This window comes from Pseudomonas sp. NFX1 (assembly GCF_051123555.1).
In the GTDB taxonomy this organism is placed as follows: domain Bacteria; phylum Pseudomonadota; class Gammaproteobacteria; order Pseudomonadales; family Pseudomonadaceae; genus Aquipseudomonas; species Aquipseudomonas capeferrum.
In genome coordinates this window covers 3,156,572-3,182,688 of record NZ_CP169366.1, presented here as the reverse complement: position 1 = coordinate 3,182,688, position 26,117 = coordinate 3,156,572, and the positions used below count along the sequence as shown (strand labels likewise).

Sequence of the window (26,117 nt, the reverse complement as noted above, 5' to 3'; positions counted from 1 at the left end):
CAAGCACAGCGGTTGTCCAATGGCCGCAAATTTATCACTTAGTCATCAGAATGACATCCCGTCTGGCACGTTTTTTTCCCCTGATTCAGGGAAAATGCTTATTGACATCGAAATATTGGATCCGATTTTTACCGGAGCGATCAACAAAAACGATTGTTTGATGTTATTCAGGCATCATGCCAATAGAGACGATGTAACGAGAGTTTGCGACGAGCGGGCGGGGGCCGTATCCGGCAAGGCTTGTAGGAAAAGCAACAGCGTTTGGTCTGAATGAAACGCAGGTTAAACGGGAATTCACCTAAACGCCATCGTCTATCTCAACTAGTTCATGAAGTTAGCGCGAAACATGGCATTGCGCCATTATTTTTGGGGGCGTGAAGTTGGTTTTCTTGCTGTTCGATTCGGTAACGATTCGCTGGCGTGAGTGCCTGTTGCGAAATCAGGCGAACCGCTAGGGTTGATTGCGCAGCCACAGGAAAGCGGCTGTTCGACTAGACCAACCCAAGGAATATTCATGATGCGTAATACCGTACTGTCCTACCTGCTGCTGCCGCTGTTCGCCAGCCTGTCCTTTACCCTCAGCGCCGCTCCCGCGACTACCACTGCGGTACCAGACCCAGTGCCAGTGGTCAGCCAGGTGGCGGCGCAGCCGTTGCGGGTGGATCTGAACAAGGCTGATGCCGCTACCCTGCAAAAAGAGCTCAACGGGATTGGCAAGGCCAAGGCTGAAGCCATCGTTGCCTATCGGGAGGCCAATGGTCCGTTCGCCTCGGTGGATGAGCTTTTGGAAATCAGGGGTGTCGGTAGCGCGTTGTTGGAGCGTAATCGCGACAAGGTGATAGTGGAGTAAGCGAAGGGGGCTTGCCCTGCTTAATTGCGGGGCAAGCAAGGTGCTCCCGCCAGGGGAGGGCTGGGGCTGGCAACAGGGCTAGCGGTCCTGCGAATCCTTGGCATCCGCCTCGGCATTGCGCTCGTGCACCTTGCGCAGCTGGTCGTCTGTCAGCGGCAGTTTTTTCGCTGTATCTCGCAGCATCATCAAGCCACCGACAATCGAGCCGAGGGCTAAGATGAGTATCAGCCAGGCATACCAGGGCATTGTCGTTCTCCTTTGATCGTCAGTGGGCGGCGCTTGTACGAATGTTGAGCAATTGCCGGATCCTTTGGTTCAATTATAGAAGCCGTGCACCGCAGGGCCAATTCCGTGACCCGCGGCCCCCAAAGCCTGCGCCACTTCGTTTACAATGCGCGCCGTTTTCGACTTGCCAAGAGACCCTGACCATGTCCGCCTGCCAGACGCCCCTGATCGTCGCCCTCGATTTCCCTACCCGTGAGGCCGCTCTGAAGCTGGCTGACCAGCTCGACCCTGCGCTGTGCCGGGTAAAGGTGGGCAAGGAACTGTTCACCAGCAGTGCCTCCGGCATCGTCGAGACCCTATGTGCCAAGGGCTTCGAAGTGTTTCTCGACCTCAAGTTCCACGATATCCCCAACACCACGGCAATGGCGGTCAAGGCCGCCGCCGAGATGGGGGTGTGGATGGTCAACGTACATTGCTCCGGTGGCCTGCGCATGATGTCGGCTTGCCGTGAAGAGTTGGCCAAGCGCAGTGGCCCCCAGCCATTGCTGATTGGCGTGACCGTGCTGACCAGCATGGAACGTGAAGACCTGGCCGGCATCGGCCTGGACGTCGACCCGCAGGAGCAGGTACTGCGCCTGGCGGCGCTGGCCGAGAAGGCGGGTATGGACGGCCTGGTGTGCTCGGCGCTGGAAGCACCGGCACTGAAGGCTGCACACCCGCTGCTGCAACTGGTGACCCCGGGCATCCGCCCGGCCGGCAGCGCCCAGGATGATCAGCGCCGTATCCTCACCCCGCGTCAGGCACTGCATGCAGGTTCGGACTATTTGGTGATTGGCCGGCCGATCAGCCAGGCGGCGGACCCGGCGCAGGCGCTGGCTGCGGTGGTGGCGGAGATTCGAGGGTAAACGCCCGCGTTAATGAAAAAGGCCGACACGAGCGTGTTGGCCTTTTTCATTTCCGGCTGATGCCGAGAGTGCTGGGGCTGCTGCGCAGCCCTTTACGACCGGTCCGGCGCCCCGGCAAGGCCGCGCCTACAGGGGTTAGATCTTCAACACCAGCTTGCCAAAATTCTCCCCGCTGAACAGCTTGAGCAGCGTCTCTGGGAAGGTATCCAACCCTTCCACCACATCTTCCTTGCTCTTCACCTTGCCACTGGCCAGCCAGCCGGCGATCTCCTGCGCGGCCTTTCCATAGTCCTTGGCATGGTCGAACACCACAAAGCCTTCCATGCGTGCACGGTTCACCAGCAGCGACAGGTAGTTGGCCGGGCCTTTGACGGCTTCCTTGTTGTTGTACTGGCTGATGGCGCCACAGATGACGATGCGGGCCTTGAGGTTGATGCGGGTGAGCACGGCGTCGAGGATCTCGCCACCGACGTTGTCGAAGTAAACGTCTACGCCTTTGGGGCATTCGCGTTTGAGGCCGGCGAGTACGTCTTCGGCCTTGTAGTCGATGACACCATCGAAGCCCAGTTCGTCCTTGAGGTATTGGCATTTTTCGGCGCCACCGGCGATGCCGACCACGTGGCAGCCTTTGAGCTTGGCGATCTGCCCGACGATGCTGCCCACCGCACCGGCGGCGCCCGAGATGACCACGGTGTCACCAGCCTTGGGCTGGCCGACTTCGAGCAGGGCGAAGTAGGCGGTCATGCCGGTCATGCCCAGGGCCGAGAGGTAGCGGGGCAGGGGCGCGAGGTTGGGGTCGATCTTGTGCAGGCCTTGGGGCTCGCCGGTGAAGTAGTCCTGTACGCCGAGCGCGCCGCTGACGTGGTCGCCGGGCTTGTAGTCGGGGTGGTTCGAGGCCACCACTTCGCCGACGCCGAGGGCGCGCATTACCTGGCCGAGGCCCACTGGGGGAATGTAGGACTTGCCTTCGTTCATCCAGCCGCGCATGGCGGGGTCGAGGGACAGGTACAGGTTGTGCACCAGGACCTGGCCTTCGCCGGGCTGTTCGGCGGGCACTTGCTCGAAGCTGAAATCGTCACGGCGCACGGCGCCGACGGGGCGTTTGGCGAGCAGGAAGCGGCGGTTGGTCTGGGTCATGTCGGGTCCTTGTGGGCAGTGAAGGGTGAAGTGCATTCAATCTACCTTGCTGATGCAGCCAGGTGGGTAACATCACTGGTAAGCATGGTAGACCAACCGTTGGCCTGATGATGCTGCCCAGCTTGGCTGGGCGCTGACTATGCTTGGCTGCGATATCACAAATGGCCGCGTCAGGAGCAAACGATGAGCATGACCTTTTCCGGCCAGGTAGCCCTGGTCACCGGCGGCGCTGCGGGTATTGGCCGGGCGACGGCGTTGGCTTTTGCCCGTGAAGGCTTGAAAGTGGTGGTGGCCGACCTCGACCCGGTCGGCGGCGAAGCCACGGTGGGCCTGATCCACGATGCGGGCGGCGATGCGATGTTCATCGCCTGCGACGTGACCCGGGAGGCCGATGTGCGCCAGCTGCATGAGCGGCTGATAGCCGCCTATGGCCGGCTGGACTACGCCTACAACAACGCCGGCATCGAGATCGAGCAGGGCCGTTTGGCTGAGGGTAGCGAGGCGCAGTTCGACGCCATCATGGGCGTCAACGTCAAGGGTGTGTGGCTGTGCATGAAGTACCAGCTGCCGCTGCTGCTGGCCCAGGGCGGTGGGGCGATCGTCAATACCGCATCGGTGGCAGGGTTGGGCGCGGCGCCGAAGATGAGCATCTACAGTGCGTCAAAGCACGCGGTGATCGGCTTGACCAAGTCGGCGGCCATCGAATACGCCAAGAAAGGCATCCGGGTGAACGCGGTGTGCCCGGCGGTGATCGACACCGACATGTTCCGCCGTGCGTATGAGGCGGACCCGCGCAAGGCAGAGTTCGCAGCGGCGATGCACCCGGTGGGGCGCATCGGCAAGGTCGAGGAAGTTGCCAGTGCGGTGCTGTACCTGTGTAGCGATGGCGCGGCCTTCACCACCGGGCATAGCCTGACTGTGGACGGCGGAGCAACGGCGATCTGACTTGCGGTGTGTGTGTGTAGGAGCGGCCTTGCGTCGCGAAAGGGGCGCGTAGCGGCCCCAGCAATCTATGCGGCGAAGCTGAGACCGCGGGGCCGCTACGCAGCCCGTTCGCGACGCAAGGCCGCTCCTACAATCAGTGGCGTACCTGCACCAACGGCTTTTCTGGCAAAGCTGCTCGGGCAGACACCACCAGTGCCAGGCCAACCAGCACACACCCCAGCACCAGCACCCCACCAAACACCAGCAAGGCCACCCGCGCGCCCAGCCGGTCGCTCAGCAACCCGGTAAAGATCACCGGTAAGCTGAACCCCAGGTACGCCAGCAAGAAGAACCCGGCACTGGCCCGGGTTTTCTCGCTGCCGGCCAGTTGGTTGACCGCCGCCAGGCCGCCCAGGTAGATAAATCCATAACACGCACTGCTGGCCGCCACGGCGCCCAGCAATACCGCAGCCAGTTGTCCGCTGTCGGCACCCCAGGCCAGCACCGCGTAGCTGCACGGCAAAATCACCAGCCCCAGCAGTGTGGCCTTCAGGCTCGAAAGGCGACGGGCCATCGGCTGGAACAACAAGCCGCAACTGATCACACAGAAGGTCGAGAACCCTGACCACGCGCTCAGGCCATGCTGGCGCAAGATCCCCGGCAGCAGGGCGATGACCAGACCCACGCAGGCCCAGGCCAGCAGAATGGCCAGGCCATAGGCAACGCTGCCACGCGGGTAGTACGGCAGGCGCAGCATGGCGCTGCGTTGTGCCGGGCGTGGGTCGGGCAGGCGCCACACCAGCACCAGGGCAACGACGGCCAGCAGCAGTTGCAGGTGGAAGCTGCCAGGGGTCAGGCTTGGGCCGCGCAACAGGAACAGGCTGGTAAGCGCGGCGCCCAGGCCAAAGCCCAGCGAGGTGCTGGCGGTAACCCAGTTGGCAGCGCGGCTGCTGCCGTCGCTGCCCATCAGCTCGCTCATGTAGGCGGTGGCCGTGGCCGAGGCCAGGCCGGTGCCCAGGCCCAGGAACAGCCGCGCCAGGCCGAGGGTTTGCAGGCTGGGGGCCAGCAGCATCAGCACGGTGGCGACCATCGATAGCAACAGCGCGGCGATTATCAGCGGCCGGCGCCCGACCCGGTCGGCCAGCCCGCCCAGGGCCAGCAGCACTGGCAGCACGCCCAGCACGTAGCCGGAGAAGGCCACTGCGGTGGCGGCGGCGCCTTGCCCGGAGAGGTCGGCGTAGGTGATGTAGAGCGGGGCCTGGAGGTTCACCGCCAGGGTGATCAGGCACAGGGCGAAGGCCAATCGGGTGGAAGCGCAGGGCATGGGTGGGATCCTGAAGTTTATGTATCTGCCCCGCGAAGAGGCTCTGCCCACACTGACCTTTATCCGCCGCCGCAACCAGACACACCCACCGCCCATTTATGCTTAACTGTTCGCTCAGAATCCGCGAACACTTACCATGCACTTCTCCCTGGACCGCTCCAGCAGCACCCCCCTGGTGCAGCAACTCACCGACCACCTGCAAACCTGGATCGACCAGCAACGCCTGCGCCCCGGTGCCCGCCTGCCGTCGATCCGTGCGCTGGCGCACAGCCAGGCGGTCAGCGCGTCTTGTGTGATCGAGGCGTATGATCGCCTGGTCGCCAGCGGCTGGCTGGAGGCGCGGCACGGCACCGGTTTCTTCGTCGCCGAGCGCAAACCAGGGGGCGGGGCCGACGATGGCCAGCCCTGGGGCGAGGCCGGCGATGGTCACTGGCGGCAATTTCGCGAGGGCCATGACGAACTGCTCAAGCTCGGTTGTGGCTGGTTGCCCAACAGCTGGCGTGCCACCACCGAGCTGGCCCAGGCGGTACGCCAGGTCAGCCGCGGCAACCCGCAAGACCTGCTGGACTACTGCCCACCCCTGGGCCTGGCCAGCTTGCGCCAGCAACTGCACAAGCGCCTGGCGCGCCTGGATATCGCCGCCGGCCCCGAGCGCATCCTCACTACCCAGGGCGCCAGCCATGGCCTCGACCTGTTGGTACGCACGCTGCTGCGCCCAGGCGATACGGTGCTGGTGGAAAACCCCGGTTACTACAACCTGTTCAACCTGCTGCGCCAGCACCAGGTGCGCATGTTGCCCGTGCCGCGGCTGGCCGAGGGCCCAGACCTAGCTGCGCTGGAGCGCCTGCTTGCCGAACATCGCCCACGATGCCTGTTCATCAACAGCCTGTACCACAACCCGACGGGCACCAGTCTCACCCCCAAAGTGGCCTACCGCCTGCTGGAACTGGCCCGCGAGCACGACCTGCGCATCATCGAAGACGACATCTACGCCGATTTCCAGGAGGGCCCGGCAACGCGCCTGGCCACGCTGGACAGCGAGCAGCGGGTGATCTACATGGCCAGTTTCTCCAAGACCCTGAGCAGCTCGTTGCGGGTCGGCTACCTGGTTGCCGAGCCCTTCTTGCTGGCGCGGCTGGCAGAACTGAAAATGGTCAGCGGCATCGGCACATCGCGGTTTGCCGAGCAGGTGGTCGGGCAGATGCTGGCCAACGGCAGTTACCGCAAAAGCGTGCAACGCTTACGGCTGCGCCTGGGCCAGCACATGGCCAAGCTGCTTGGGCAACTGGAGCAAGCAGGCTGGGAGGTGTTCTGTGAACCCTATGGCGGCATGTTCGTCTGGGCCCGGGTACCGGGGCGTGACTTCGCCAGCCTCGAGCAACTGGCGCTGGAACATTCGGTGCTGCTCACCCCTGGTAGCGCCTTCGATTACCAGGGCGCCGCCAGCGCCTGGCTGCGCATCAATGTCGCTTACGGGCAGGATTCTCGCGCCCAGGCCTTCTTGAAATACGCAGGGCGACCCCCAGCACACTGATAGCGACACGCTCATGGCTATTTGACACTATTCTGGCGTCAGGCCCTTGTGAGTGGACTGGCATCGTTGCCACGCTTGGCCTTCGGCAAACCTGACAAGGTGAAGGGGAATCGGCGATGGGTGCGACCAAGCACGGTGTTCTGGCCAACCTGGGCATGGCCCGCAAACTGGGCCTGGGCTTTACCCTGGTGCTGTTGCTGACCCTGGCGGTGGCGGCCATTGGCATCGCCGCGTTGCACAGTGTGGGCCAGCGCTTTGACGGCTTGCGCCAGCTGGCCCAGTTCAATACCGACCTGCTCAGGTTGCGCCAACACGAACAAACCTTTGCCCTGAGCTCTGATATCAAGCAGGCCGAGGCGTTGCGCAGCGGTTTGCAGGGGTTGGCCGAGCGCGCCCGTGGCTTGCCGGTGCTGGCGGCGGCCGAGGCTGAGCTGGGCGCTTACGGGCAGGCGTTCGAGGCCTTTGTCGAGGCGGTGCAGGCCAAGGAGCTGGCGCTGGACATGGCCAGTTGGTCGGTGTCCAGCGTGGCCAACAACCTTGATGTGCTGCAGGCCGGGCTGGCCGATGACGGCACCTACACCCTCAAGCAATCCCAGGGCCAGCAGGGCGGTGAGTTTCTTGAGCAGGCTGGGCAAGTGGCGCAGGTTTCACGGCTGATGCTGCAGGCGATGGACGAAGCCCGCGTGCGCCTGGAAAAGAGCCGCAAGGGTGAAGAGGGCGTCGGCCAGGCGCGCATCGCCCAGACCCTCGAAGCCGCGAACCTGGTCGAACAGCTCAAGGGCGCCGTCAGCGATGCCGGCTACCAGAGTGTGCTGGGTGAAGTGGCCGGGCACATCGGCAGCTTCTCCGACAAGCTCAACGAATACACCGACCTGCTGGCCAAGGAGCAGGGCCTCAAGGCCGAGTTGCAGGCGCGGGCCGAGCAGGTCACCGGCCGGGTCGACCAGGCCTACCTGGGGCAGGAGCAGGCCTTGCAGGGTGAATTGTCGCGCAATGCCCTGGCCATTGCCCTGGCCACGGGGCTGGCACTGTTGGCCGGCGTGCTGGCCGCCTGGCTGATCACGCGCGCGGTGGTTGGCCCGCTCAAGCGCGTCATCGCCCGCGCCCAGCGCATTGCTGGCGGGGAGTTAGGCCTGGAGGCAGAAGCGCCGCGCAGCGATGAGGTTGGGCAGTTGCTGCAGGCCATGCAGCAGATGGCGGCCGGCCTCTCGGGCATTGTCAGCGGGTTGCAGCAGGGCATCGAGCAACTGGCCGGCAGCGCGCAGGCGTTGTCAGCGGTGACCGAACAGACCAACCGCGAGGTGGGCAGCCAGAAGGAGGAGACCGAGCAGGTGGCGACCGCCATGCAGCAGATGACCGCCACTGTGCACGATGTGGCGCGCAATGCCGAGGAGGCAGCGCAGGCGGCCCAGTCGGCCGACGACAAGGTCGAGTCCGGGCAGCTGGTGGTGCGTCAGAGCATGCAGCGTATCGAACAGTTGGCGACAGCCGCAGAGGCGGCCAGTGCCGGCATCGACAGCCTCAGCGCAGAGATCCACACCATTGGTGATGTGCTCGAAGTGATCAAGAGCGTCGCTGAACAGACCAACTTGCTGGCGCTCAACGCCGCGATCGAGGCGGCCCGTGCCGGCGAGCAGGGGCGTGGGTTCGCGGTGGTGGCCGACGAGGTACGGGCGCTGGCCCGACGTACCCGGCAATCGACCGAGCAGATCGAAACCCTGGTCGCCAGCCTGCGCGGCAATGCCCAGCAGTCGGTGGCGCAGATCCGCGGCAGCACCGAGCTGGTGCGCCTGGCGGTGGCCGATGCGTTGCAGACCGAAAGCGCGCTGGGCAGCATCGCCGTGGCGGTTTCATTGATTCAGCAGATGAACCAGCAGATTGCGGCGGCGGCCGAGCAGCAGAGCTCGGTAGCCGAAGCGATCAGCCGCAGCGTCACGCAGATCCGCGGCAGTGCCGATCAGGCGGCGTTGGCGATGCAGGACAACGCCAGGTCGAGTGTCGAGCTGGCGCAGTTGGGCACTGATTTGAAAGGGATGGTGGGGCATTTCAGGTTGTGAGCCTGGCCCCGATCTCTGTTGCCTGTACCGGCCTCTTTGCGGGCTGCCCCGCGAAGAGGCCGGTACAGGCTACAAAAACCTTCAGGCTCTACGTGGGTTGAGGATCAACAAGGTCAACACCCCCGCCACGATCCCCCAGAACGCCGAGCCAATGGAGAACAGTGTCAACCCTGAAGCTGTGACCATGAAGGTGATCAACGCCGCCTCACGCTCACGCGCCTCACCCATGGCTACGGTCAACCCGTTCATGATCGAGCCGAACAGCGCCAAGGCCGCAATCGACAGCACCAGCTCTTTCGGCAGCGCGGCAAACAATGCCGCCAAGGTCGCCCCGAACACCCCGGCAATGCCATAGAAAATCCCGCACCACACTGCCGCGGTATAACGCTTGCTCGGGTCTTCATGGGCGTGCGGCCCGGTGCAGATCGCCGCGCTGATCGCCGCCAGGTTGACCCCGTGCGAGCCGAACGGTGCCAGCAGCAACGAGGCAAACCCGGTAGCCGAGATCAGCGGCGAGGCGGGCACCTGGTAGCCGTCGGCACGCAGCACGGCCACGCCGGGCATGTTCTGCGAGGTCATGGCCACCACGAACAGCGGAATACCGATGCTGATGGTCGCCGCCAGCGAGAAGCTCGGCGTTGTCCATACCGGCGTTGCCACTTCCAGGCTGAACCCGCTGAAGTCCAGCAGGCCAAGGGCGCCGGACAGCGCGGTGCCGACCAGCAGTGCAGCCAGCACGCAGTAGCGCGGCGACAGGCGTTTGACCAGCAGGTAGCTGAAGAACATGCCAAGCACCAGCAGCGTGCGGTGCTGGGCGGCGACGAAGATCTCGCTGCCGATCTTGAACAGGATGCCGGCCAGCAGCGCCGAGGCCAACGAGGCCGGAATACGCTTGACCAGTCGCTCGAAACTGCCGGTCAGGCCGCAGATCAGCACCAGCACGGCGCAGGTGATGTAGGCGCCGATGGCCTCACCATAACTGACGCCGCCCAGGCTTGTGATCAGCAGCGCGGCGCCGGGGGTCGACCAGGCCACGGTGATCGGCGTGCGATAGCGCAGCGACAGGCCAATGCTGCACACCGCCATGCCGATCGACAGCGCCCAGATCCAGGATGAGATCTGCGCGCTGGTCAGCCCGGCCGCCTGGCCGGCCTGGAACATCAGCACCAGTGAGCTGGTATAGCCGGTGAGCATGGCAATGAAGCCGGCGACAACCGCCGACGGGGAGCTGTCTGCCAGGGGCCGCAGGCGTGCGGAAGTGGCATCGGTCATGAAAAAATCCTTGTAAAGGTGTAAGCAGTTTTTTCAGACTAACGCGAGCAAGGTTGATCCTTGCCATACAGCGGCCATTGCTTTTAGCCGTACAGTCGCCAACTATTGGGCACGAATGCACAACTGCATGGGAGGGGAGGGCGATGTACAAGGTCTATGGGGACTACCAGTCGGGCAACTGCTACAAGGTCAAGCTGATGTTGAGCCTGCTGGGTCGGCCGTATGAGTGGCACCCGGTGGATATTCTAAAGGGGGAGACCGAGACCCCCGAGTTCCTGGCGATGAACCCCAATGGCAAGGTGCCGGTGCTGGAGCTGGAAGACGGCACGTACCTGTGGGAGTCCAACGCCATCCTCAACTTCCTGGCTGATGGCAGCGACTTCCTGCCTACCGAGCCGCGCTTGCGCACGCAGGTGTTGCAGTGGCAGTTCTTCGAGCAGTACAGCCATGAGCCGTACATCGCCGTGGCGCGGTTCATCCAGTTCTACCTGGGGCTGCCGGATGACCGGCTGGAGGAATACCGCAAGCTGCACAAAGGTGGCTACAAGGCGCTCAAGGTCATGGAGCGGCAGTTGCAGATGACGCCGTACCTGGTCGGCGAGCGCTATTCGATTGCCGATGTGGCCCTGTATGCCTATACCCATGTGGCCCAGCAGGGTGGGTTCGACCTGGCGGACTACCCGGCGGTCAGGGCCTGGCTCGAGCGGGTGGCCAGCCACCCTCGGCATGTGCCGATGGTGGGCTGAGCCGGCCCGTGCCTAGAGGTCAGGCGAAGCGCTTGTCCAGGTAGGCAATGATCGCCTTGGACTCGTACATCCAGCTCACCTTGCCGTCTTCCTCGATGCGCAGGCACGGCACCTTGACCCTGCCTCCGCCTTCGAGCAGCGCCTGGCGATGCACCGGGTCGTTCTTGGCGTCACGCAGCGCAACCGGCACATTCAGGCGGTGCAGGGTGCGGCGGGTCTTGACGCAGAATGGGCAGGCATGGAACTGGTACAGCGCAAGGCTACTGGCCGCTTGCTCGACGCGCGCCTGGGCGGCGGCATCGCGCTTGCGCTTGGCCGGGCGGCTGATCCAGTCGCCGAACACGATGAGCTGGCCGAGGCCAACCCGCAGGGCTTTGACGATCATGGGCAACTCCTGAAAAGAAAAAGCCGACCCCGCAGGGTCGGCTCGGGATCACCAGCCGATCACTTGATCAGGCTGAGGAACTCGCTGCGGGTGGCCGCGTTTTCGCGGAACTCGCCCAGCATCACCGAGGTGATCATGCTCGAGTTCTGCTTCTCGACACCGCGCATCATCATGCACATGTGCTTGGCTTCGATCACCACGGCCACGCCAGCGGCGCCGGTCACCTTCTCGACAGCTTCGGCGACCTGGCGGCTGAGGTTTTCCTGAATCTGCAGGCGACGGGCGTACATGTCGACGATGCGGGCAACTTTCGATAGGCCCAGAACCTTGCCCTTGGGCAGGTAGGCAACGTGAGCCTTGCCGATGAAAGGCAGCATGTGGTGCTCGCACATCGAGTACAGCTCGATGTCCCGGACCAGCACCATCTCGCTGTTATCGGAGGTGAACAGTGCGCCGTTGGTGACTTCTTCCAGCGTCTGCTCATAACCGCGGCAAAGGTACTTCATGGCCTTTGCAGCCCGCTTGGGCGTGTCGAGCAGGCCCTCACGGGAGACGTCCTCGCCGATCTGGCTGAGAATCTCGGTGTAGTTCTGTTCCAGGGACATGTATCTACCTGTGGGAAAAATCGCAAAAACGAAGGGTACGGCGGCAAGGGCGGCGCTGCAAGCGCGGCGTTACTCGTCGCGTCCTTCAAGCATGGTTCGTTTGAGCATCACGTAGACTGCGCCGGTGCCGCCATGGCGCGCATTGCACGAGGCAAAGCCGAGCACTTGCGGGTGCTGGCGCAGCCAGGTGTTGACGTGACTCTTGATCATCGGGCGCTTGCCGTCGAGGCGTGCGGCCTTGCCGTGGGTGACGCGCACGCAGCGCACTTCCAGCTTGGTGGCCTCGGCGATGAAGTCCCAGAGGGTCTCACGGGCTTTCTCGACGGTCATGCCGTGCAGGTCGAGGCTGCCCTCGAAGGCGATCTGGCCGAGTTTGAGTTTGCGCAGCTGGGTTTCCTGCACGCCGTCACGGCGCCACATCAACTCGTCTTCGGCGCCGACGTCGATGACGAACTGGTCGGACATGCCATCGATCACCAGTGCCTTGTCGCTGCGCACGGTGGCCGCCTGCCGCAGGCCGGCCAGTTGCTTGCGGTCGGCCTTGGGTTTGCCGACCTCGGCACGGTCGTGCTTGATCGGCTTGACGCCGCGCACTTCGGCATGGAACAGGGAAAAGTCGTTGTCTTGCATGATGCCTCCACGTGGGCGGCGTAGTTTACGCGACTGTGGGCGGCAGTGCAGCCATGTGTAGTCTGCGCGGGCTTCTTCGCGGCATCAGTGGAAACGTCAGTCGTGCTTTTTCATCAAGTGCGGCGACAGGTTCAGCTCACGCCCACGGCGCAGGCGAATGCGGCTACGCCGCCAAAACCTCACGCCCAGCCACAGCAATAACAACCCCCCTGCCGTGAGGGTAGCCGACAGCGGCCGGTTGGCATTGAGTTCGGCCAGGGCCGGGTAATTGCCCAGCAGGCCGGCGATGCCGGCCATGGCCAGCAGCACACCCAGCGTTGCCAGCAGGGCCGACAGGCCGGCGGCCAGGCGAGCGCCCCAGTTGCGTGGTTCGCGCGGGCGCAGGCGCTTGGCGTCGAAACTGCCTTTGAGCTTCATTCCGATTTCCTCTGTGGATATCCGGAATTCGACCTGCGCTCGCCCGTTGGGTTCCGCCCGGCTGCCGGGCGGTAGTTACCGGCCTTGGATCAGATCAGGCTGGCGGTAGGGGCGACACAGGCGAAGTTGTCGGCCATCACGGCCATTTCACACTGGTGGATCTGCGCGGCCGGGATCACCCCGTCCTTGAACGCCAGGTCGCGGGTCGCCGAGGCGTCCTCCACCAGGGTGCACCGATAACCATAGTCCTTGGCGCGGCGCACGGTGGTGCTGACGCTGGAATGGCTCATGAAACCGCAGACGATCAGGTCCAGGTGGCCAAGCTCCTGCAAAGTGTCGTGCAGCTTGGTGTTCTTGAACGCGTTGGGCATGCGCTTTTCAATGACGATTTCGCCATCGTGCGGCTCCAGCCCGGGGATGAACTGGCCGCCGCTGCCTTGTGGGTCGAAGCGGCCACCGACAGTGCCCAGGTGGCGGACGTGGATGATCGGGCGGCCGCTCTTGCGCGCAGCGTCGAGCAACCGGGCGATGTTGGCCACGGCCTCGTCCATGCCCGACAGCGCCAGGGGACCACTCAGGTACTCCTTCTGCGCATCGATGATGATCAGGCTGGCGTGGCTCAACTTGGCCGGCGGGTAGTCGCGGCCAGTGAGGCGGAACATCGTGGTTGGAACGGACATCAAGGGCTCCTTGGAAGGGCTTTTGTATACCTATTGTCCCTTGCCTTGGCGTCAATGGGAATGGTTGACATCGCAAGCGGCGTAGTTACTGGCCTGTGGCTAGCCTTTGAGCAACCCGAAGGAACATTTGTGCGGGTTGGGCTGTTAGACTTTTGTACGGTCTGAATTAGGAGTACCCCGTGATCACATCCCGTCTGCGCACGCTGCGCGACTACATCCGCTGGGCGGTCAGCCGCTTCCACGAGCGCGAGCTGTTCTTCGGCCACGGTGCCGACAACGCCTGGGACGAAGCCCGCTTGCTGGTGCTGGGCGCCGTGCACCTGCCATGGGAGGTGGCCGACAGCTACCTGGACTGCATGCTCGAGGACGACGAGCGCGTGCGCCTGCAGCACCTGCTGAAGCGGCGCATCGAAGAGCGTGTGCCAACCGCCTACCTGCTGGGCGAGGCGTGGTTCTGCGGCATGTCGTTCATCGTCGACGAGCGGGTGCTGGTGCCCCGTTCGCCCATTGGCGAGCTGATCGAAAAACGTTTCGAACCGTGGCTGGCGTCAGAGCCTGCGCGCATTCTCGACCTGTGCACCGGCTCCGGTTGCATCGGCATCGTGGCGGCCGAAGTGTTCCCCGAAGCCGAAGTGGTGTTGGGTGACCTGTCGTTCGATGCCCTTGAGGTGGCGAACCAGAACATCGAACGGCATGGCCTGGACATGCGTGTCTACACCGTGCAGGGCGACGGCTTCGATGGCCTGCCAGGGCAGCGCTTCGACCTGATCCTGTCCAACCCGCCGTACGTCGACGCCGAAGACTTCGATGACATGCCGGCCGAGTATCACCACGAGCCCGAACTGGGCCTGGCCTGCGGTAACGATGGCCTGGACCTTGTGCGGCGCATGCTTGCCGAGGCGGCTGACCACCTCAACGACAAGGGTTTGCTGATCGTCGAAGTGGGCAACAGCCAGGTGCACGTCGAGTCGCTGTACCCCGAGGTGGATTTTGCCTGGCTGGAGTTCGAGCGTGGCGGGCATGGGGTGTTCATGCTGACGGCCGAGCAGTGCCGCCAGCATCAGGAACTGTTCAAAGCCCGCGTTTGACTTGGGGCTGCAGCCACCCTTTCAGCGGGTTGCAATCCAGATCAGCAACCCGGCCTGAAACACCGCAAAGGCCACCAGGCAGGTGATGGTAAAGCGCAACCCGCCGTCTTCGCGCCGGTACTTGGCGACCCGCTCATCCCGCTCGCGCAGTTGGCCTTCCTTCTCTTGCAACTGCTGGTCGGCCTGCTGCAGCAGGTTGGCCGCGTCGAGAATCTCGACCCGCTGCAACCGCTCGTTGCTCCAGGCGCCCTTGAGCTGGCCCACCGTGCTTTCCACGGTGCGGCCTTTCAGGTGCTGAGGGTCTTCATATTCGACCTTGATGCCAACCCCATGCAGGAACTGGTCGCGGCGCAGGCGTGAGTCTTCGCTCAGGGCATCCTTGTTCGGCAGTGCCATGCCTTCGACCTGGTAGTGCGACCACTTGCGCTGCAACCATTGCACGGCATGGGCCAGCATGTAGCGGCCGATGCCGCGGTTCAGCGGCTCCAGTTGCAGACCCTGTTCGCTGCCGATGCGCACCCGGCGCTCGGCGTGGTCGACACGGATGTCCAGGTGGTTCTGCTCCTTGCGCACTTTTTGCCCAGGCACCTGGATTTCCATACGCAGCAGGCTGTGCGCCTTGTCGTGGCGCTCGGCATAGCCGAACTGCACGAACCGCAGCGGGCGGGCGCCCGTGGCGCGGTCGGTGGGCAGGGGCGCCAGGCGCAACAGCTGGAAGTGTTCGACGGCAAGGTCTGCCCAAGGCAGCGTGGCGCCGTCCTCGGGTTGTGGCTGTTCGGCCGTGTCTGCGGCGGTAGGGGCAATGGTCATCAGGGCTGTCCTTATGTACGTGCTGGCAGCCTGAGGGGGCACTGCGTGCCCCTTCCGCGACGCAAGGCCGCTCCTACAGGGCATCGCGTGCTTTTTTGTAGGAGCGGCCTTGCGTCGCGAAAGGGCTGCGCAGCGGCCCCGGATTCTCGCCACCACCCACGTTATCGGCAGCGGCGATCAAGACCTGAGGGTCAGGCCGATGGCAAATGCTGGATGAACGTCACGATCCGCTCCCCCAGCTCACGGGCCAGCGGCAGCTCTGGGTTGAGGTAGCTGTCACGTTGCTGGCTCATGCCCTTGGGGCTGATGCGCAGCATGTGGTTCATGCCATCGATCAAGACCAGTTGCGCATCAGGTTTAGCGGCCTTCAGGCGTTCGGCATCGGTCACGTCTACCTGCACGTCGTTGCGGCCCTGGACGATCAGCGCCGGCATCGGCAGTTGCGCGAACGCCGCCGCCGGGTTCTGCCGGAACAGCGAAATCAGGTAGGGCTGCACGCTGGGGCGGAACACCTGGCGCAGCGGAGCGGGTACGTCCAGGCTGGTCTGCCCGGCCTGCAGGCGGTCGAGCAAGGCACTGCCACGGGCCAGTTGGGCGGGCGGCAGGCGCTGGGCCAGCTGTTCTCGCAGCACCTCGGCCAGCGGCCGGCCGCTGCCGGCCAGGGTGATCACCGCGCTGGCGCCGGCCTGCTCGGCGGCCAGGCTGGCGATCAGCGCGCCTTCGCTGTGGCCGACCAGAATCAGTGGGCCGAAACGCGGGTCGGCCTTGAGCTTGCGGCTCCAGGCCACCACATCGGCGACATAGCGCTCGACGCTGAGGTCACGCTCATCGGGCGTGGCCGGTTGGCTGGCGGCTACGCCACGTTTGTCGAAGCGCACGCTGGCAATGTGGTCGCCGGCCAGCAACAGGGCCAGCCGCTTGAGGTTGTCGATACGCCCCGAGGCCGGGTTGTTGCCGTCGCGGTCCGTCGGGCCGGAACCGGCGATGATCAGCACCACGGGGGGCGGGGTGGCCTGCTGCGGCAACAGCAGGCTGCCGTGCAGCACGCCCTGGCCGGTGTCCAGGTCGATGGGGCGTTGCAGGACGGTGGGGGAGGCGGCCTGGGCGAGGCTGGCGCAGAGCATGAAAAGCAAGGCGACGAGGCGCGGCATCATGGGGTACTACGGTGGGGAGGTGATGAATATGACCTAATGTTTGCGTGAAGGTTCGCAAGGCCAGTACAGACAACCATTCCTGTTGAAATTTTCCGTATACTGCCGCTTTCGTTCACCTCAGGCAGACTCGCGGAGCGTCCATGTCCGGCAATACCTACGGCAAGCTGTTCACTGTCACCACCGCTGGCGAAAGCCATGGCCCGGCGTTGGTCGCCATTGTCGATGGATGCCCACCGGGCCTGGAGATCTCCCTGGCCGACCTGCAGCATGACCTCGACCGGCGCAAGCCCGGCACCAGCCGGCACACCACCCAGCGCCAAGAGCCGGACGAGGTGGAAATCCTCTCCGGCGTGTTCGAAGGCCGTACCACGGGCTGCTCGATCGGCCTGCTGATCCGCAACACCGACCAGAAGTCCAAGGACTATTCGGCGATCAAGGACCTGTTCCGCCCGGCGCACGCCGACTACACCTACCACCACAAGTACGGTGAACGTGATTACCGCGGCGGCGGGCGCAGCTCGGCCCGCGAAACCGCCATGCGCGTGGCGGCGGGGGCCATCGCCAAGAAGTACCTGGCCACCCAGGGCATCACCGTGCGCGGCTACATGAGCCAGCTCGGCCCGATCGAGATCCCGTTCAAGACCTGGGCATCGGTAGAGCAGAACGCCTTCTTCAGCCCCGACCCGGACAAGGTGCCGGAGCTCGAGGCCTACATGGACCAGCTGCGCCGCGACCAGGATTCGGTTGGGGCCAAGATCACCGTGGTCGCCGAAGGGGTGATGCCGGGCCTGGGCGAGCCCATCTTCGACCGCCTCGACGCGGAACTTGCCCATGCGCTGATGAGCATCAACGCGGTCAAGGGTGTGGAAATCGGCGCGGGCTTTGCCAGTGTCGCCCAGCGCGGTACCGAGCACCGTGACGAAATGACCCCGCAAGGCTTCCTCAGCAACAACGCTGGCGGCATTCTTGGCGGTATTTCCTCGGGGCAGCCTATCGTTGCGCACCTGGCGCTGAAACCGACGTCGAGCATCACGGTGCCGGGCCGCTCGATCGATGTGAATGGTAATCCGGTCGAAGTGATCACCAAGGGGCGTCATGACCCGTGTGTCGGCATCCGCGCCACGCCGATCGCCGAGGCGATGATGGCCATTGCGCTGATGGACCACCTGCTGCGTCACCGTGCGCAGAATGCCGAGGTGAAGGTCAGTACCCCGGTGCTGGGCCAGGTCTGATTCGTCGGTACCAGCCTCTTCGCGGGTTTAGCCGCGAAGAGGCTGGTAAAGGCAACAACAAAACTGGCTGAGCCACCATGCCCCCGATTCCCTACTGGCGCCTGTCCAGCTTCTACCTTTTCTACTTCGCCCTGCTGGGCTCCACCGCCCCCTTCCTGGCGTTGTACTTCGACCACCTGGGTTTCTCCCCGGCGCGCATCGGCGAGCTGGTGGCCATCCCCATGCTGATGCGCTGCATCGCCCCCAACCTGTGGGGCTGGCTGGGCGACCGTACCGGCCAGCGCCTGCTGATCGTGCGCCTGGGGGCGTTGTCCACCCTGGCCAGCTTTGCCCTGATCTTCTTCGGCAAGAGCTACGCCTGGCTGGCGCTGGTCATGGCCTTGCATGCGTTTTTCTGGCATGCGGTGCTGCCGCAGTTCGAGGTCATCACCCTGGCCCACCTGCACGGGCAAACGTCCCGCTACAGCCAGGTACGCCTGTGGGGCTCGATCGGTTTCATCCTGACCGTGGTCGGCTTGGGCCGGTTGTTCGAGTGGCTGAGCCTGGACATCTACCCGGTAGCCCTCGTCACGATCATGGCCGGCATCGTCGCCGCCAGCCTGTGGGTGCCCAATGCCCAGCCGGTAGAGCAGGGCGAGCGCAGCGGCGCGGGGGGCTTCGTGCAGCAGCTACGGGCGCCTGGGGTTATCGCGTTCTATGTATGCGTGGCGCTGATGCAGCTCAGCCACGGGCCGTACTACACCTTCCTCACCCTGCACCTGGAGCACCTGGGCTACAGCCGTGGCGCCATCGGCCTGTTGTGGGCGCTGGGAGTGGTGGCCGAGGTGCTGGTGTTCATGGCCATGAGCCGGCTCTTCGCGCGGTTTTCCGTGCAGCGGGTGCTGCTGGCCAGCTTCCTGTTGGCCGCCGTGCGCTGGCTGTTGCTTGGCAACCTGGCGGATGACCCGGCAGTGCTGGTGCTGGCCCAGGTGATGCACGCGGCTACTTTCGGTTGCTTTCATGCCGCTTGCATTGCGTTCGTCCAGGCCAGCTTCGGCGCGCGCCAGCAAGGCCAGGGCCAGGCGTTATACGCGGCGCTGTCGGGCACCGGCGGTGCGCTCGGCGCCTTGTACTCGGGCTACAGCTGGAACCTGCTGGGGCCAGCCTTCACCTTTGGTATGGCCAGTGCCGCAGCCTTGGCCGCAGCCGTTATCATTGCCCTTTGTTCGCAATCGACCAGGACCCGCCACTGATGAGTATCCTCAGCGTTTTCCACCCGTCCAGCCCGGAGCTGCCGAACAAGCTGCTGACCCACCACGATGATATACAGGCCACGCTGGCCGAGCAGGGCGTGCGTTTCGTCCACCGCCCGCTTGAGCTACGGGTTCGCCCCGGCAGCGCCGCAGACGAGGTCATGGCCGCGTGCGGCGACTACCTCGATCAACTGATGACCGGCCATGGCAGTACGGTCTTCGCGGTACTCAACCGTGACGGCGCAGACCCGCTGCAGGCCGATGTGCGTGATGAACACGTGCATGACGCCGAAGAGGTGTTTGCGGTCGTCAGCGGGCGGGCGCAGGTGGGCTTGCGCCTGGGTGGGTTCGTGTATTCGGTGCTGTGCGAGAAGGGTGACCAGTTGGTGGTCCCGGCCGGCACGCGGCGCTGGGTAGAGCTGGGGGAGACGCCGTTCTGCGTGGCGTTGCGGTTGTTTGGCAGTGAGCAGGGGATGCAGGCGCGGTTTACCGGGGATGAGACTGCCCGAGCGTTCTTGGGTATCGACGAGCTGTGATACGTGTACCGGTTTCTTCGCGGGGCAAGTCCGCCCCGCGAAGAAACCGGTAAAAAGGATCAGCGATAGGTCGGCAATGCAAACCGTTGTTGGCTCTGCAGCATGGTAATGACGGGCAGTTCGCTCGCCTGTTCGGCCAGGTCACGGCGAATGGCGCTGATCGCCCAGGACAGCTGCTCGGCGCTGTGCAGTTGCCCGTAGGTCAACACGCGGCGGGTAACCTTGCCATCAGCGGCACGCAGGGTCAGCAACACACCACCATCGGGGCGGGGCTGGGTAGCGACCTGGTAGGCCGAGAACACCGAGACGAACTTTTCCTGGATGAGGTCCATATCAACTCCTGACTGTTGTGTGGCAGACGTGAGTTGATGGTTGCAGCGACCGTGCCAAAAAACTTTATAGCTAAAAATCCTTTAAAATCAATGTGTTGAGCTTATTTCGCCAAGGCTGCTTCGTGCAACCTGCATGGTCGTGCATTTTGCACAGTGCATTTTGCACGAGCCCTGAGTTAACTATCGGCTCGATAGAATCTGAACCTTTGACCCACCGTGCTTGCCTGACAAAAAATTAGGCAATCATTTCTGCCAGGAGGTTCAACATGTCCACCCAACCCGCGCCCGCCGCCATGACCGATGACGAAACAGCGGCCTTTGCCGAGCAGGTCTTCGAGCGTGCCCGCCAAGGCGATGCCGACATGCTCGGGCGCTTGCTTGCCAGCGGTCTGCCGGCCAACCTGCGCAATCACAAGGGTGACACCCTGCTGATGTTGGCCAGTTATCACGGCCACCACGACGCGGTTCGCGTGCTGCTGGAACACAGCGCCGACCCGCTGCTTGCCAATGACAATGGGCAATTGCCGATTGCCGGCGCTGCGTTCAAAGGCGACCTGGCGATGATCCGCTTGCTGCTGGAGCATGGCGTGCCGGTGGATGCCGCCGCCCAGGACGGGCGCACCGCGCTGATGCTGGCAGCCATGTTCAACCGCCGCGAGATCATCGACTACTTGCTGGCCCAAGGTGCCGACCCGGCGCGCCAGGATGCCCGTGGCGCCACCGCGCTGATGGCCGCGCAGACCATGGGCGCAGTCGATGCCGTGGCGCGCTTGCAGGCGCTGGTCGGCTAACCCTGAGGGGGCGTTTGCGGCTATCCTTGGCGACTTTTCACCCGCCGCAGGCCCCCTACATGAAAAACCAGTTGCTCGAACTCATCACCCTCATTGGCGCCGGCTGCATGCGCGAGGAAGACATCGAGCGCATCGCCGACGAGGCCGCCCAGGCCTACGCCGACCCAGCCGCCTTCCTGGTGGCCAATCCGGACATCAACTACGACGACAGCTTCCCCATTGCCTTGGGTGAGTGGGTCGTGCTCGGCAGCCTGCCGGACACCGTGTTGTTCCAGGCAGACAGCTATCAGGAATTGTTCCAGAACATCACTGATTCGTTCGACAAGAGCGTGCCGTTCACCCTCAAACCCAAGCAGCTGGCGCGCACTGAGCCGCTGACTGCACTCAATCGCATCCAGGTGCAGATGGGGGCCTTGAACAAGGAGGCTGGTGGTTATGTGCTGCTCAATTTCAGCCAGTTGCTGGATGATGAGTTGCAGATGGTGATGGTGGGCCAGCACGACTTGGCACGGGTGCAGGAGCTGGGGGCCGAAGTCGGGATCAAGGTCGAGCCGGCTTTGGAGGCTTTGAAGGTCGCGGTTCACGTTTGACCTGATCGCTTGCTGTACCGGCCTCTTCGCGGGACAAGCCCGCTCCCACAGGTTTAAGTGCACCTTCAGACTTGTGGGAGCGGGCTTGTCCCGCGAAGAGGCCGGCCCAGACAACCGAGCGCTTCAGCCCAGCGCGGTATCCAGGAACATCATCACCCCGAACCCACCCATCAACCCCAGGGTCGCCGCCGTCTGGTGGCCGTTGCGGTGGGTTTCTGGAATCACCTCGTGGGACACCACGAAGATCATCGCCCCCGCCGCCAACCCCATGCTAATCGGGTAGGCCAGGGCGAAGCCGGTGGAAATACCCAGGCCGATGACTGCGCCCAGCGGCTCCATCAAGCCCGAACCGATCGCCACCAGCGCCGCCTTCATGTTCGACAGCCCCGTGGCCCGCAGGGCCAAGGCCACGGCCAGGCCTTCAGGGATGTCCTGGATGGCGATTGCGCTGGTCAGCGGCAGGCCGATGTTCATGTCGCCATTGGCGAAGCTCACACCAATTGCCATGCCCTCGGGCAGGTTGTGCAAGGTAATTGCCAGCACGAACAGCCACACCCGGTTGATGCGTTCTGCCTCTGGGCCGCATCGGCCAGTGCTTTCATGTTCGTGCGGGGTGAAACGGTCCAGGCCCAGCATCAGCAGCACGCCCAGGCCCATGCCCAGCACCACGGTGAAGGCCGCCGCCGGGCCGTTGCCGGTGATCTCGCGGGCGGCGTCCAGGCCCGGCAGAATCAGCGAGAATGAACTGGCTGCCAGCATCATGCCCGCAGCAAAGCCGAGCATCACATCCTGGGTACGCGCGCTGACATCGCGCAGCACCACGGCCAGGACTGCCCCCAGGGCGGTGGCAGCAAAACCGGACAGGCCGCCCAGCAACGCCAGGTGCAGGTTGTCGGCATGGTCACCGCTGACCGCGTTCCACAGGCTCGCCGCCAGCAGCACGATGACCGCCAGCAGGCTCAAGCCCAGGCCGGCGCTGAGCCAGGGGGTGTTCACCACCTGTTGTCGCCAGGCGCTCAGCAACGAAGGGGGAGTGGCCGTTTCGGTATGGGCGGGTGGCATGCGAGCCTCGAATCAGTGAATACAGGCAGTCTAAGCAAGGACCCGCGCAATCGGCCAAGGATTCCCTTCTATCGACGTGATAGCTGGCTATGCTGTGCTGCAACGTCTTTGCAGGGAGTAACGGGCATGGGGTCCACATTCAATGGCCTGGTTGGGCTGATCATTCTGGCGCTGGATATCTGGGCGATCCTCAATGTGATCAAGAGCGGTAGCGAAGTGGGGGTCAAGGTGCTGTGGATTTTGCTGATCGCGCTGCTGCCGGTGATCGGGCTGGTGATCTGGGCGATTGCCGGGCCCAGGGGCAATATACGCATCTGACGCCCTGTGTGTAGGAGCGGCCTTGCGTCGCGAACGGGCTGCGCAGCGGCCCCGGCGATTTTTGCTGCGCCACAGAACCTGGGGCCGCTGCGCGACCCTTTCGCGACGCAAGGCCGCTCCTACACACACACACACACACACACACACACAGGCAACGGTTGTGAAATAAGCAGAAATGCGGCCGTGACAAAATTTTCACATTGGTTTAAACAGAATCCGCACCCGCACAATGCTGCGTTGGTATAAGCCAGCGCCATCTCCGCAAACCCGCAATCCTAGGACCTTCCCATTCATGGCTAACACGGATGCCTTGAGACAGGGCGCGCGAGCGTCGTTCGCGCCGACCCTGAAATCCCACCTGGCCTACACGCTGCTCAGCGCCCTGGTCATCATGCTGATGCTCAGCCTCGTGCGCCTGGCGTTGTTGGTCTACAACAGCGACATGATCGGCGATACGCCCTATGCGACCGTCGCCGAAGGCTTCCTCAACGGGTTGCGCTTCGACCTGCGGGTGGTGGTGTACATCAGCATTCCGCTGCTGCTGGCCATTCTCAGCCCCTGGGCCATGGCCCGCCGTGGCGTGTTCCGGCTGTGGCTGACCATCGCCTCGAGCGTGGTGATGTTCCTCGGCCTGATGGAGCTGGACTTCTACCGCGAGTTCCACCAGCGCCTCAACGGGCTGGTGTTCCAGTACATCAAGGAAGACCCGAAGACCGTCATGAGCATGCTCTGGTACGGCTTCCCGGTGGTCCGCTACCTGCTGGCCTGGGTCGTTGGTACCTGGCTGCTGAGCCTGCTGTTCAAGGGCGTCGACCGCATGACCCGTGGCGGCCAGTCGGCCGGCGCTACCCTGCAGCGTCCCGCAGCAAAGTGGTACAACCGCCTGGCAGTGTTCATGGTGATCCTGCTGGTGGCCGTGGTTGCTGCCCGTGGCACCCTGCGCCAGGGCCCGCCGATGCGTTGGGGTGATGCCTTTACCACCGACTCCAACTTCGTCAACCAGCTTGGCCTGAATGGCACCCTGACCCTGATCGACGCCGCCAAGAGCCGTTTCGGCGAAGACCGCGCCAATATCTGGAAGCCTGTGCTGGACCAGCCGCTTGCCACGCAGACCGTGCGCGAGCAACTGCTGACCGCCCACGATACCCTGGTCGACGCCGACGAGGCTGCGATCCGCCGTGACTTCGTACCGCCAGCCGAGCGCACCCTGCCGATCAAGAACGTCGTGGTCATCCTCATGGAGAGCTTCGCCGGCCACTCGGTAGGCGCCCTGGGCAGCCCCAACAACATCACCCCGTACTTTGACAAGCTGGCCAAAGAAGGGTTGTTGTTCGACCGCTTCTTCTCCAACGGCACCCATACCCACCAGGGCATGTTCGCCACCATGGCCTGCTTCCCCAACCTGCCAGGCTTCGAATACCTGATGCAGACCCCGGAAGGCGGCCACAAGCTGTCTGGCCTGCCGGCGCTGCTCAGCGCCCGCGACTACGACGATGTGTACGTCTACAACGGTGACTTCGCCTGGGACAACCAGTCCGGTTTCTTCGGCAACCAGGGCATGACCACCTTCATTGGCCGTAACGACTTCGTCAACCCGGTGTTCTCCGACCCGACCTGGGGTGTGTCCGACCAGGACATGTTCGACCGTGGCGCCGAGGAGCTGGCCAAGCACGACGGCAAGAAGCCGATCTATGCGCTGCTGCAGACCCTGTCCAACCACACCCCATACGCGCTGCCCAAGGACCTGCCGGTAGAGCCGGTCACCGGCCAGGGCCGCCTGGACGAGCACCTGACCGCCATGCGCTACTCCGACTGGGCGCTGGGCCAGTTCTTCGAGAAGGCGCGCAAACAGCCGTACTTCAAGGAGACGCTGTTCGTCATCGTCGGTGACCACGGCTTCGGCAACCACCAGCAGGTCACCGAGCTGGACCTGGGCCGCTTCAACGTGCCGCTGCTGCTGATTGCCCCGGGCATCCAGGAGAAGTTCGGTGCGGTCGACCACACCGTTGGTACCCAGGTCGACATCGTGCCGACCATCATGGGCCGCCTGGGTGGCCAGACCCGCCATCAGTGCTGGGGCCGCGACCTGCTCAACCTGCCTGAAGGCGACCAGGGCGTTGGCATGATCAAGCCGTCGGGCAGCGAGCAGATCGTGGGCCTGGTGCAGGGTGACCGCATCCTCATCGAGTCCAAGGACATGAGCCCGCGCATGTACCGCTACCAGCTGGGCAGCGAGTTCAAGGCCGAGCTGATCGAAAGCCCGGACCAGCCGGAAATGCTGAAAAAGCTTGAAGCGTACATCCAGACCGCGACCAAGAGCCTGTTGGACAACACCGCAGGTGTCGTGCACGGCACACCGAAGTAACGCTGCAACAGGGGCCGCCGTGCGGCCCCTCGTCGGCAAGTGTGGAGGCGACCCGAACGCCACCACAGAGTCCTGCCAACTGAACAATTGCCCCCGCCCAAGGTCAAGCTATACAGACGTCACACACCCGGCGTTGTTTGATTGAGAGGGCTCGTCCAATGAAAGAGTGGGAAGTCATCTTTGCCGACCAGAAAGGCGAACCGACGTCATTGAAGCTGCGGGCCGAGCAGTGCCCCAGCGAAGAAGACGCGGCCCGTGCCATTCGCTCGCAGCTGTTTCCGGTCATGGATGAGCTGGACCTCAACGACTTCCAGGACCGCGCAGTATCCCCCACGGCACGCTGGCTCAAGGAGCAAACTGGCGTGACCATCACCGATATTCACGAAGCGCCCTGATCCGTGCGTTGACGTGGTGCCTGCCCAGGCACTACGCTGGAGCCAGGTGCCAGCCTTTTCTGCGGGCCGGCACCTTTCAATTCGCGTCTTGCATCAGCTCTATACAACTCGATCTGCCCGGCACCGCCGGCAGGTACGTAGTGCCCGGAAAGTCTATCCATTGCTTTGCAGGAGGACGATTCATGAGCAGCCAGAACGACGATATCAGCAGCAATGTCCTGCGCCAGATGAAAGCTGGCGGTTTCGATTTCACCCGTATCCATCCCATCGAGTTCTACGCAGTATTCCCAGACGAAGCCGGCGCACGTCGTGCAGCCGGGCAATTTCGTGGCGAGTCCCTCAACGCCCAGGTGCGCGAAATGAAAGACGGCGCCTGGCACCTTGAACTGAGCAAGGTCATGTATGCCACTTATGGAGGGATTGGCGACTTCGAAGAATGGTTCGAGCAACTCGTGTCACCCTACGGCGGCGAAGTCGAAGGGTGGGGTGTCAAGCACGAGCGGTTGTGCGCCTGACACTCA

General features: G+C 63.7%; 29 protein-coding genes and 1 pseudogene. 17 read left to right on the top strand and 13 right to left on the bottom strand.

What is annotated here, in order from left to right:
- Positions 1 to 517 precede the first annotated feature (517 nt).
- On the top strand, positions 518 to 850 hold the full coding sequence (locus tag DJ563_RS14305; RefSeq protein WP_274098920.1) for a ComEA family DNA-binding protein: 333 nt from the start codon (positions 518 to 520) through the stop codon (positions 848 to 850).
- A gap of 78 nt (positions 851 to 928) precedes the next feature.
- On the opposite strand, the gene DJ563_RS14300 is transcribed toward DJ563_RS14305, so the two are convergent.
- Complete coding sequence (locus DJ563_RS14300) at positions 929 to 1,096, bottom strand: DUF2897 family protein (RefSeq protein WP_077068581.1); 168 nt, start codon at positions 1,094 to 1,096, stop codon at positions 929 to 931.
- A 182-nt stretch (positions 1,097 to 1,278) separates the two neighbouring features.
- On the opposite strand from DJ563_RS14300, the gene pyrF reads away from it, so the two are divergent.
- Entirely contained in the window at positions 1,279 to 1,980 is a 702-nt protein-coding gene (pyrF, locus tag DJ563_RS14295) for an orotidine-5'-phosphate decarboxylase (RefSeq protein WP_434517917.1), read from the top strand.
- 135 nt (positions 1,981 to 2,115) lie between these two features.
- On the opposite strand, the gene DJ563_RS14290 is transcribed toward pyrF, so the two are convergent.
- Entirely contained in the window at positions 2,116 to 3,117 is a 1,002-nt protein-coding gene (locus DJ563_RS14290; protein ID WP_434517916.1) for an NADP-dependent oxidoreductase, read from the bottom strand.
- A gap of 183 nt (positions 3,118 to 3,300) precedes the next feature.
- Between DJ563_RS14290 and DJ563_RS14285 the strand changes: the two genes are divergently transcribed.
- A complete protein-coding gene (locus tag DJ563_RS14285; RefSeq protein ID WP_258714506.1) occupies positions 3,301 to 4,062 on the top strand; it encodes an SDR family oxidoreductase in 762 nt (253 codons plus the stop codon).
- 133 nt (positions 4,063 to 4,195) lie between these two features.
- On the opposite strand, the gene DJ563_RS14280 is transcribed toward DJ563_RS14285, so the two are convergent.
- Complete coding sequence (locus tag DJ563_RS14280; RefSeq protein WP_274100051.1) at positions 4,196 to 5,365, bottom strand: MFS transporter; 1,170 nt, start codon at positions 5,363 to 5,365, stop codon at positions 4,196 to 4,198.
- 136 nt (positions 5,366 to 5,501) lie between these two features.
- Between DJ563_RS14280 and DJ563_RS14275 the strand changes: the two genes are divergently transcribed.
- The 3 genes and pseudogenes from DJ563_RS14275 to DJ563_RS14265 all read left to right on the top strand — a co-directional run bounded on the left by DJ563_RS14275 (position 5,502) and on the right by DJ563_RS14265 (position 8,956).
- Entirely contained in the window at positions 5,502 to 6,899 is a 1,398-nt protein-coding gene (locus tag DJ563_RS14275; RefSeq protein ID WP_434517915.1) for a PLP-dependent aminotransferase family protein, read from the top strand.
- A 116-nt stretch (positions 6,900 to 7,015) separates the two neighbouring features.
- Positions 7,016 to 8,047: pseudogene (locus tag DJ563_RS14270) on the top strand (methyl-accepting chemotaxis protein); the annotation flags it as partial.
- Positions 8,048 to 8,083: 36 nt separating this feature from the next.
- Positions 8,084 to 8,956: a methyl-accepting chemotaxis protein gene (locus DJ563_RS14265; protein WP_434519727.1), complete on the top strand. Its 873-nt coding sequence runs from the start codon at positions 8,084 to 8,086 to the stop codon at positions 8,954 to 8,956.
- A gap of 81 nt (positions 8,957 to 9,037) precedes the next feature.
- On the opposite strand, the gene DJ563_RS14260 is transcribed toward DJ563_RS14265, so the two are convergent.
- Positions 9,038 to 10,228, bottom strand: a complete 1,191-nt coding sequence (locus tag DJ563_RS14260) for a benzoate/H(+) symporter BenE family transporter (protein WP_033700661.1) — start codon at positions 10,226 to 10,228, stop codon at positions 9,038 to 9,040.
- A gap of 143 nt (positions 10,229 to 10,371) precedes the next feature.
- On the opposite strand from DJ563_RS14260, the gene DJ563_RS14255 reads away from it, so the two are divergent.
- The gene (locus DJ563_RS14255; protein WP_033700660.1) at positions 10,372 to 10,974 is read left to right on the top strand and encodes a glutathione S-transferase family protein; all 603 of its coding nucleotides are present in this window, start codon (positions 10,372 to 10,374) and stop codon (positions 10,972 to 10,974) included.
- Between the two features lie 19 nt (positions 10,975 to 10,993).
- Here DJ563_RS14255 and DJ563_RS14250 read toward each other — a convergent pair whose 3' ends face one another.
- From DJ563_RS14250 to DJ563_RS14230, 5 genes are all read right to left on the bottom strand, one after another.
- Positions 10,994 to 11,359 (bottom strand): glutaredoxin family protein, encoded by a 366-nt coding sequence (locus DJ563_RS14250; RefSeq protein ID WP_274100048.1) that lies wholly within the window; start codon positions 11,357 to 11,359, stop codon positions 10,994 to 10,996.
- 59 nt (positions 11,360 to 11,418) lie between these two features.
- Complete coding sequence (folE, locus tag DJ563_RS14245; protein ID WP_033700657.1) at positions 11,419 to 11,964, bottom strand: GTP cyclohydrolase I FolE; 546 nt, start codon at positions 11,962 to 11,964, stop codon at positions 11,419 to 11,421.
- Between the two features lie 69 nt (positions 11,965 to 12,033).
- Complete coding sequence (locus DJ563_RS14240; protein WP_033700655.1) at positions 12,034 to 12,594, bottom strand: Smr/MutS family protein; 561 nt, start codon at positions 12,592 to 12,594, stop codon at positions 12,034 to 12,036.
- Between the two features lie 96 nt (positions 12,595 to 12,690).
- Positions 12,691 to 13,011, bottom strand: a complete 321-nt coding sequence (locus tag DJ563_RS14235; protein WP_033700654.1) for a hypothetical protein — start codon at positions 13,009 to 13,011, stop codon at positions 12,691 to 12,693.
- An 89-nt stretch (positions 13,012 to 13,100) separates the two neighbouring features.
- Positions 13,101 to 13,691: a cysteine hydrolase family protein gene (locus tag DJ563_RS14230; protein WP_033700653.1), complete on the bottom strand. Its 591-nt coding sequence runs from the start codon at positions 13,689 to 13,691 to the stop codon at positions 13,101 to 13,103.
- Between the two features lie 179 nt (positions 13,692 to 13,870).
- Here DJ563_RS14230 and prmB point away from each other — a divergent pair, with 179 nt between their 5' ends.
- A complete protein-coding gene (prmB, locus tag DJ563_RS14225; protein WP_033700652.1) occupies positions 13,871 to 14,779 on the top strand; it encodes a 50S ribosomal protein L3 N(5)-glutamine methyltransferase in 909 nt (302 codons plus the stop codon).
- A 21-nt stretch (positions 14,780 to 14,800) separates the two neighbouring features.
- Here the strand turns inward: prmB and DJ563_RS14220 are convergent, their stop codons facing one another.
- Together DJ563_RS14220 and DJ563_RS14215 are read right to left on the bottom strand one after the other, a co-directional pair.
- Positions 14,801 to 15,589, bottom strand: a complete 789-nt coding sequence (locus tag DJ563_RS14220; protein WP_274100047.1) for a hypothetical protein — start codon at positions 15,587 to 15,589, stop codon at positions 14,801 to 14,803.
- A gap of 191 nt (positions 15,590 to 15,780) precedes the next feature.
- Positions 15,781 to 16,743, bottom strand: coding sequence for an alpha/beta hydrolase (locus tag DJ563_RS14215; protein ID WP_033700650.1), 963 nt, complete (start codon positions 16,741 to 16,743; stop codon positions 15,781 to 15,783).
- Positions 16,744 to 16,883: 140 nt separating this feature from the next.
- Here DJ563_RS14215 and aroC point away from each other — a divergent pair, with 140 nt between their 5' ends.
- The 3 genes from aroC to DJ563_RS14200 all read left to right on the top strand — a co-directional run bounded on the left by aroC (position 16,884) and on the right by DJ563_RS14200 (position 19,743).
- Positions 16,884 to 17,975 (top strand): chorismate synthase, encoded by a 1,092-nt coding sequence (aroC, locus tag DJ563_RS14210; RefSeq protein WP_434517914.1) that lies wholly within the window; start codon positions 16,884 to 16,886, stop codon positions 17,973 to 17,975.
- Between the two features lie 77 nt (positions 17,976 to 18,052).
- Positions 18,053 to 19,207, top strand: a complete 1,155-nt coding sequence (locus DJ563_RS14205; protein WP_186659356.1) for an MFS transporter — start codon at positions 18,053 to 18,055, stop codon at positions 19,205 to 19,207.
- Entirely contained in the window at positions 19,207 to 19,743 is a 537-nt protein-coding gene (locus DJ563_RS14200; RefSeq protein ID WP_434517913.1) for an oxidase, read from the top strand. Before DJ563_RS14205 ends, DJ563_RS14200 begins: the two co-directional genes overlap by 1 nt.
- Positions 19,744 to 19,802: 59 nt before the next feature.
- Here DJ563_RS14200 and DJ563_RS14195 read toward each other — a convergent pair whose 3' ends face one another.
- Positions 19,803 to 20,075 (bottom strand): DUF3509 domain-containing protein, encoded by a 273-nt coding sequence (locus DJ563_RS14195; RefSeq protein ID WP_033700646.1) that lies wholly within the window; start codon positions 20,073 to 20,075, stop codon positions 19,803 to 19,805.
- Between the two features lie 266 nt (positions 20,076 to 20,341).
- Here DJ563_RS14195 and DJ563_RS14190 point away from each other — a divergent pair, with 266 nt between their 5' ends.
- Together DJ563_RS14190 and DJ563_RS14185 are read left to right on the top strand one after the other, a co-directional pair.
- Entirely contained in the window at positions 20,342 to 20,866 is a 525-nt protein-coding gene (locus DJ563_RS14190; RefSeq protein WP_434517912.1) for an ankyrin repeat domain-containing protein, read from the top strand.
- A 59-nt stretch (positions 20,867 to 20,925) separates the two neighbouring features.
- Positions 20,926 to 21,456, top strand: a complete 531-nt coding sequence (locus DJ563_RS14185; RefSeq protein WP_434517911.1) for a hypothetical protein — start codon at positions 20,926 to 20,928, stop codon at positions 21,454 to 21,456.
- 123 nt (positions 21,457 to 21,579) lie between these two features.
- Here the strand turns inward: DJ563_RS14185 and DJ563_RS14180 are convergent, their stop codons facing one another.
- Complete coding sequence (locus DJ563_RS14180) at positions 21,580 to 22,518, bottom strand: ZIP family metal transporter (protein ID WP_434517910.1); 939 nt, start codon at positions 22,516 to 22,518, stop codon at positions 21,580 to 21,582.
- Between the two features lie 126 nt (positions 22,519 to 22,644).
- Between DJ563_RS14180 and DJ563_RS14175 the strand changes: the two genes are divergently transcribed.
- The 4 genes from DJ563_RS14175 to DJ563_RS14160 all read left to right on the top strand — a co-directional run bounded on the left by DJ563_RS14175 (position 22,645) and on the right by DJ563_RS14160 (position 26,111).
- A complete protein-coding gene (locus tag DJ563_RS14175; RefSeq protein WP_033700642.1) occupies positions 22,645 to 22,836 on the top strand; it encodes a PLDc N-terminal domain-containing protein in 192 nt (63 codons plus the stop codon).
- 292 nt (positions 22,837 to 23,128) lie between these two features.
- Positions 23,129 to 25,201: an LTA synthase family protein gene (locus tag DJ563_RS14170; RefSeq protein WP_274098624.1), complete on the top strand. Its 2,073-nt coding sequence runs from the start codon at positions 23,129 to 23,131 to the stop codon at positions 25,199 to 25,201.
- Positions 25,202 to 25,359: 158 nt separating this feature from the next.
- Complete coding sequence (locus tag DJ563_RS14165; RefSeq protein ID WP_186659366.1) at positions 25,360 to 25,596, top strand: hypothetical protein; 237 nt, start codon at positions 25,360 to 25,362, stop codon at positions 25,594 to 25,596.
- Positions 25,597 to 25,778: 182 nt separating this feature from the next.
- Positions 25,779 to 26,111, top strand: coding sequence for a ribonuclease E inhibitor RraB (locus DJ563_RS14160; RefSeq protein WP_274098625.1), 333 nt, complete (start codon positions 25,779 to 25,781; stop codon positions 26,109 to 26,111).
- Positions 26,112 to 26,117 lie beyond the last annotated feature (6 nt).

What these genes read in the sequence shown, in the direction of transcription:
- DJ563_RS14305 (WP_274098920.1), top strand. Translation starts at nt 518, where the DNA reads ATGCGTAATACCGTACTGTCCTACCTGCTGCTGCCGCTGTTCGCCAGC.
- DJ563_RS14300 (WP_077068581.1), bottom strand. Translation starts at nt 1,096, where the DNA reads ATGCCCTGGTATGCCTGGCTGATACTCATCTTAGCCCTCGGCTCGATT.
- pyrF (WP_434517917.1), top strand. Translation starts at nt 1,279, where the DNA reads ATGTCCGCCTGCCAGACGCCCCTGATCGTCGCCCTCGATTTCCCTACC.
- DJ563_RS14290 (WP_434517916.1), bottom strand. Translation starts at nt 3,117, where the DNA reads ATGACCCAGACCAACCGCCGCTTCCTGCTCGCCAAACGCCCCGTCGGC.
- DJ563_RS14285 (WP_258714506.1), top strand. Translation starts at nt 3,301, where the DNA reads ATGAGCATGACCTTTTCCGGCCAGGTAGCCCTGGTCACCGGCGGCGCT.
- DJ563_RS14280 (WP_274100051.1), bottom strand. Translation starts at nt 5,365, where the DNA reads ATGCCCTGCGCTTCCACCCGATTGGCCTTCGCCCTGTGCCTGATCACC.
- DJ563_RS14275 (WP_434517915.1), top strand. Translation starts at nt 5,502, where the DNA reads ATGCACTTCTCCCTGGACCGCTCCAGCAGCACCCCCCTGGTGCAGCAA.
- DJ563_RS14265 (WP_434519727.1), top strand. Translation starts at nt 8,084, where the DNA reads ATGCAGCAGATGGCGGCCGGCCTCTCGGGCATTGTCAGCGGGTTGCAG.
- DJ563_RS14260 (WP_033700661.1), bottom strand. Translation starts at nt 10,228, where the DNA reads ATGACCGATGCCACTTCCGCACGCCTGCGGCCCCTGGCAGACAGCTCC.
- DJ563_RS14255 (WP_033700660.1), top strand. Translation starts at nt 10,372, where the DNA reads ATGTACAAGGTCTATGGGGACTACCAGTCGGGCAACTGCTACAAGGTC.
- DJ563_RS14250 (WP_274100048.1), bottom strand. Translation starts at nt 11,359, where the DNA reads ATGATCGTCAAAGCCCTGCGGGTTGGCCTCGGCCAGCTCATCGTGTTC.
- folE (WP_033700657.1), bottom strand. Translation starts at nt 11,964, where the DNA reads ATGTCCCTGGAACAGAACTACACCGAGATTCTCAGCCAGATCGGCGAG.
- DJ563_RS14240 (WP_033700655.1), bottom strand. Translation starts at nt 12,594, where the DNA reads ATGCAAGACAACGACTTTTCCCTGTTCCATGCCGAAGTGCGCGGCGTC.
- DJ563_RS14235 (WP_033700654.1), bottom strand. Translation starts at nt 13,011, where the DNA reads ATGAAGCTCAAAGGCAGTTTCGACGCCAAGCGCCTGCGCCCGCGCGAA.
- DJ563_RS14230 (WP_033700653.1), bottom strand. Translation starts at nt 13,691, where the DNA reads ATGTCCGTTCCAACCACGATGTTCCGCCTCACTGGCCGCGACTACCCG.
- DJ563_RS14220 (WP_274100047.1), bottom strand. Translation starts at nt 15,589, where the DNA reads ATGACCATTGCCCCTACCGCCGCAGACACGGCCGAACAGCCACAACCC.
- DJ563_RS14215 (WP_033700650.1), bottom strand. Translation starts at nt 16,743, where the DNA reads ATGATGCCGCGCCTCGTCGCCTTGCTTTTCATGCTCTGCGCCAGCCTC.
- aroC (WP_434517914.1), top strand. Translation starts at nt 16,884, where the DNA reads ATGTCCGGCAATACCTACGGCAAGCTGTTCACTGTCACCACCGCTGGC.
- DJ563_RS14205 (WP_186659356.1), top strand. Translation starts at nt 18,053, where the DNA reads ATGCCCCCGATTCCCTACTGGCGCCTGTCCAGCTTCTACCTTTTCTAC.
- DJ563_RS14200 (WP_434517913.1), top strand. Translation starts at nt 19,207, where the DNA reads ATGAGTATCCTCAGCGTTTTCCACCCGTCCAGCCCGGAGCTGCCGAAC.
- DJ563_RS14195 (WP_033700646.1), bottom strand. Translation starts at nt 20,075, where the DNA reads ATGGACCTCATCCAGGAAAAGTTCGTCTCGGTGTTCTCGGCCTACCAG.
- DJ563_RS14190 (WP_434517912.1), top strand. Translation starts at nt 20,342, where the DNA reads ATGTCCACCCAACCCGCGCCCGCCGCCATGACCGATGACGAAACAGCG.
- DJ563_RS14185 (WP_434517911.1), top strand. Translation starts at nt 20,926, where the DNA reads ATGAAAAACCAGTTGCTCGAACTCATCACCCTCATTGGCGCCGGCTGC.
- DJ563_RS14180 (WP_434517910.1), bottom strand. Translation starts at nt 22,518, where the DNA reads ATGCCACCCGCCCATACCGAAACGGCCACTCCCCCTTCGTTGCTGAGC.
- DJ563_RS14175 (WP_033700642.1), top strand. Translation starts at nt 22,645, where the DNA reads ATGGGGTCCACATTCAATGGCCTGGTTGGGCTGATCATTCTGGCGCTG.
- DJ563_RS14170 (WP_274098624.1), top strand. Translation starts at nt 23,129, where the DNA reads ATGGCTAACACGGATGCCTTGAGACAGGGCGCGCGAGCGTCGTTCGCG.
- DJ563_RS14165 (WP_186659366.1), top strand. Translation starts at nt 25,360, where the DNA reads ATGAAAGAGTGGGAAGTCATCTTTGCCGACCAGAAAGGCGAACCGACG.
- DJ563_RS14160 (WP_274098625.1), top strand. Translation starts at nt 25,779, where the DNA reads ATGAGCAGCCAGAACGACGATATCAGCAGCAATGTCCTGCGCCAGATG.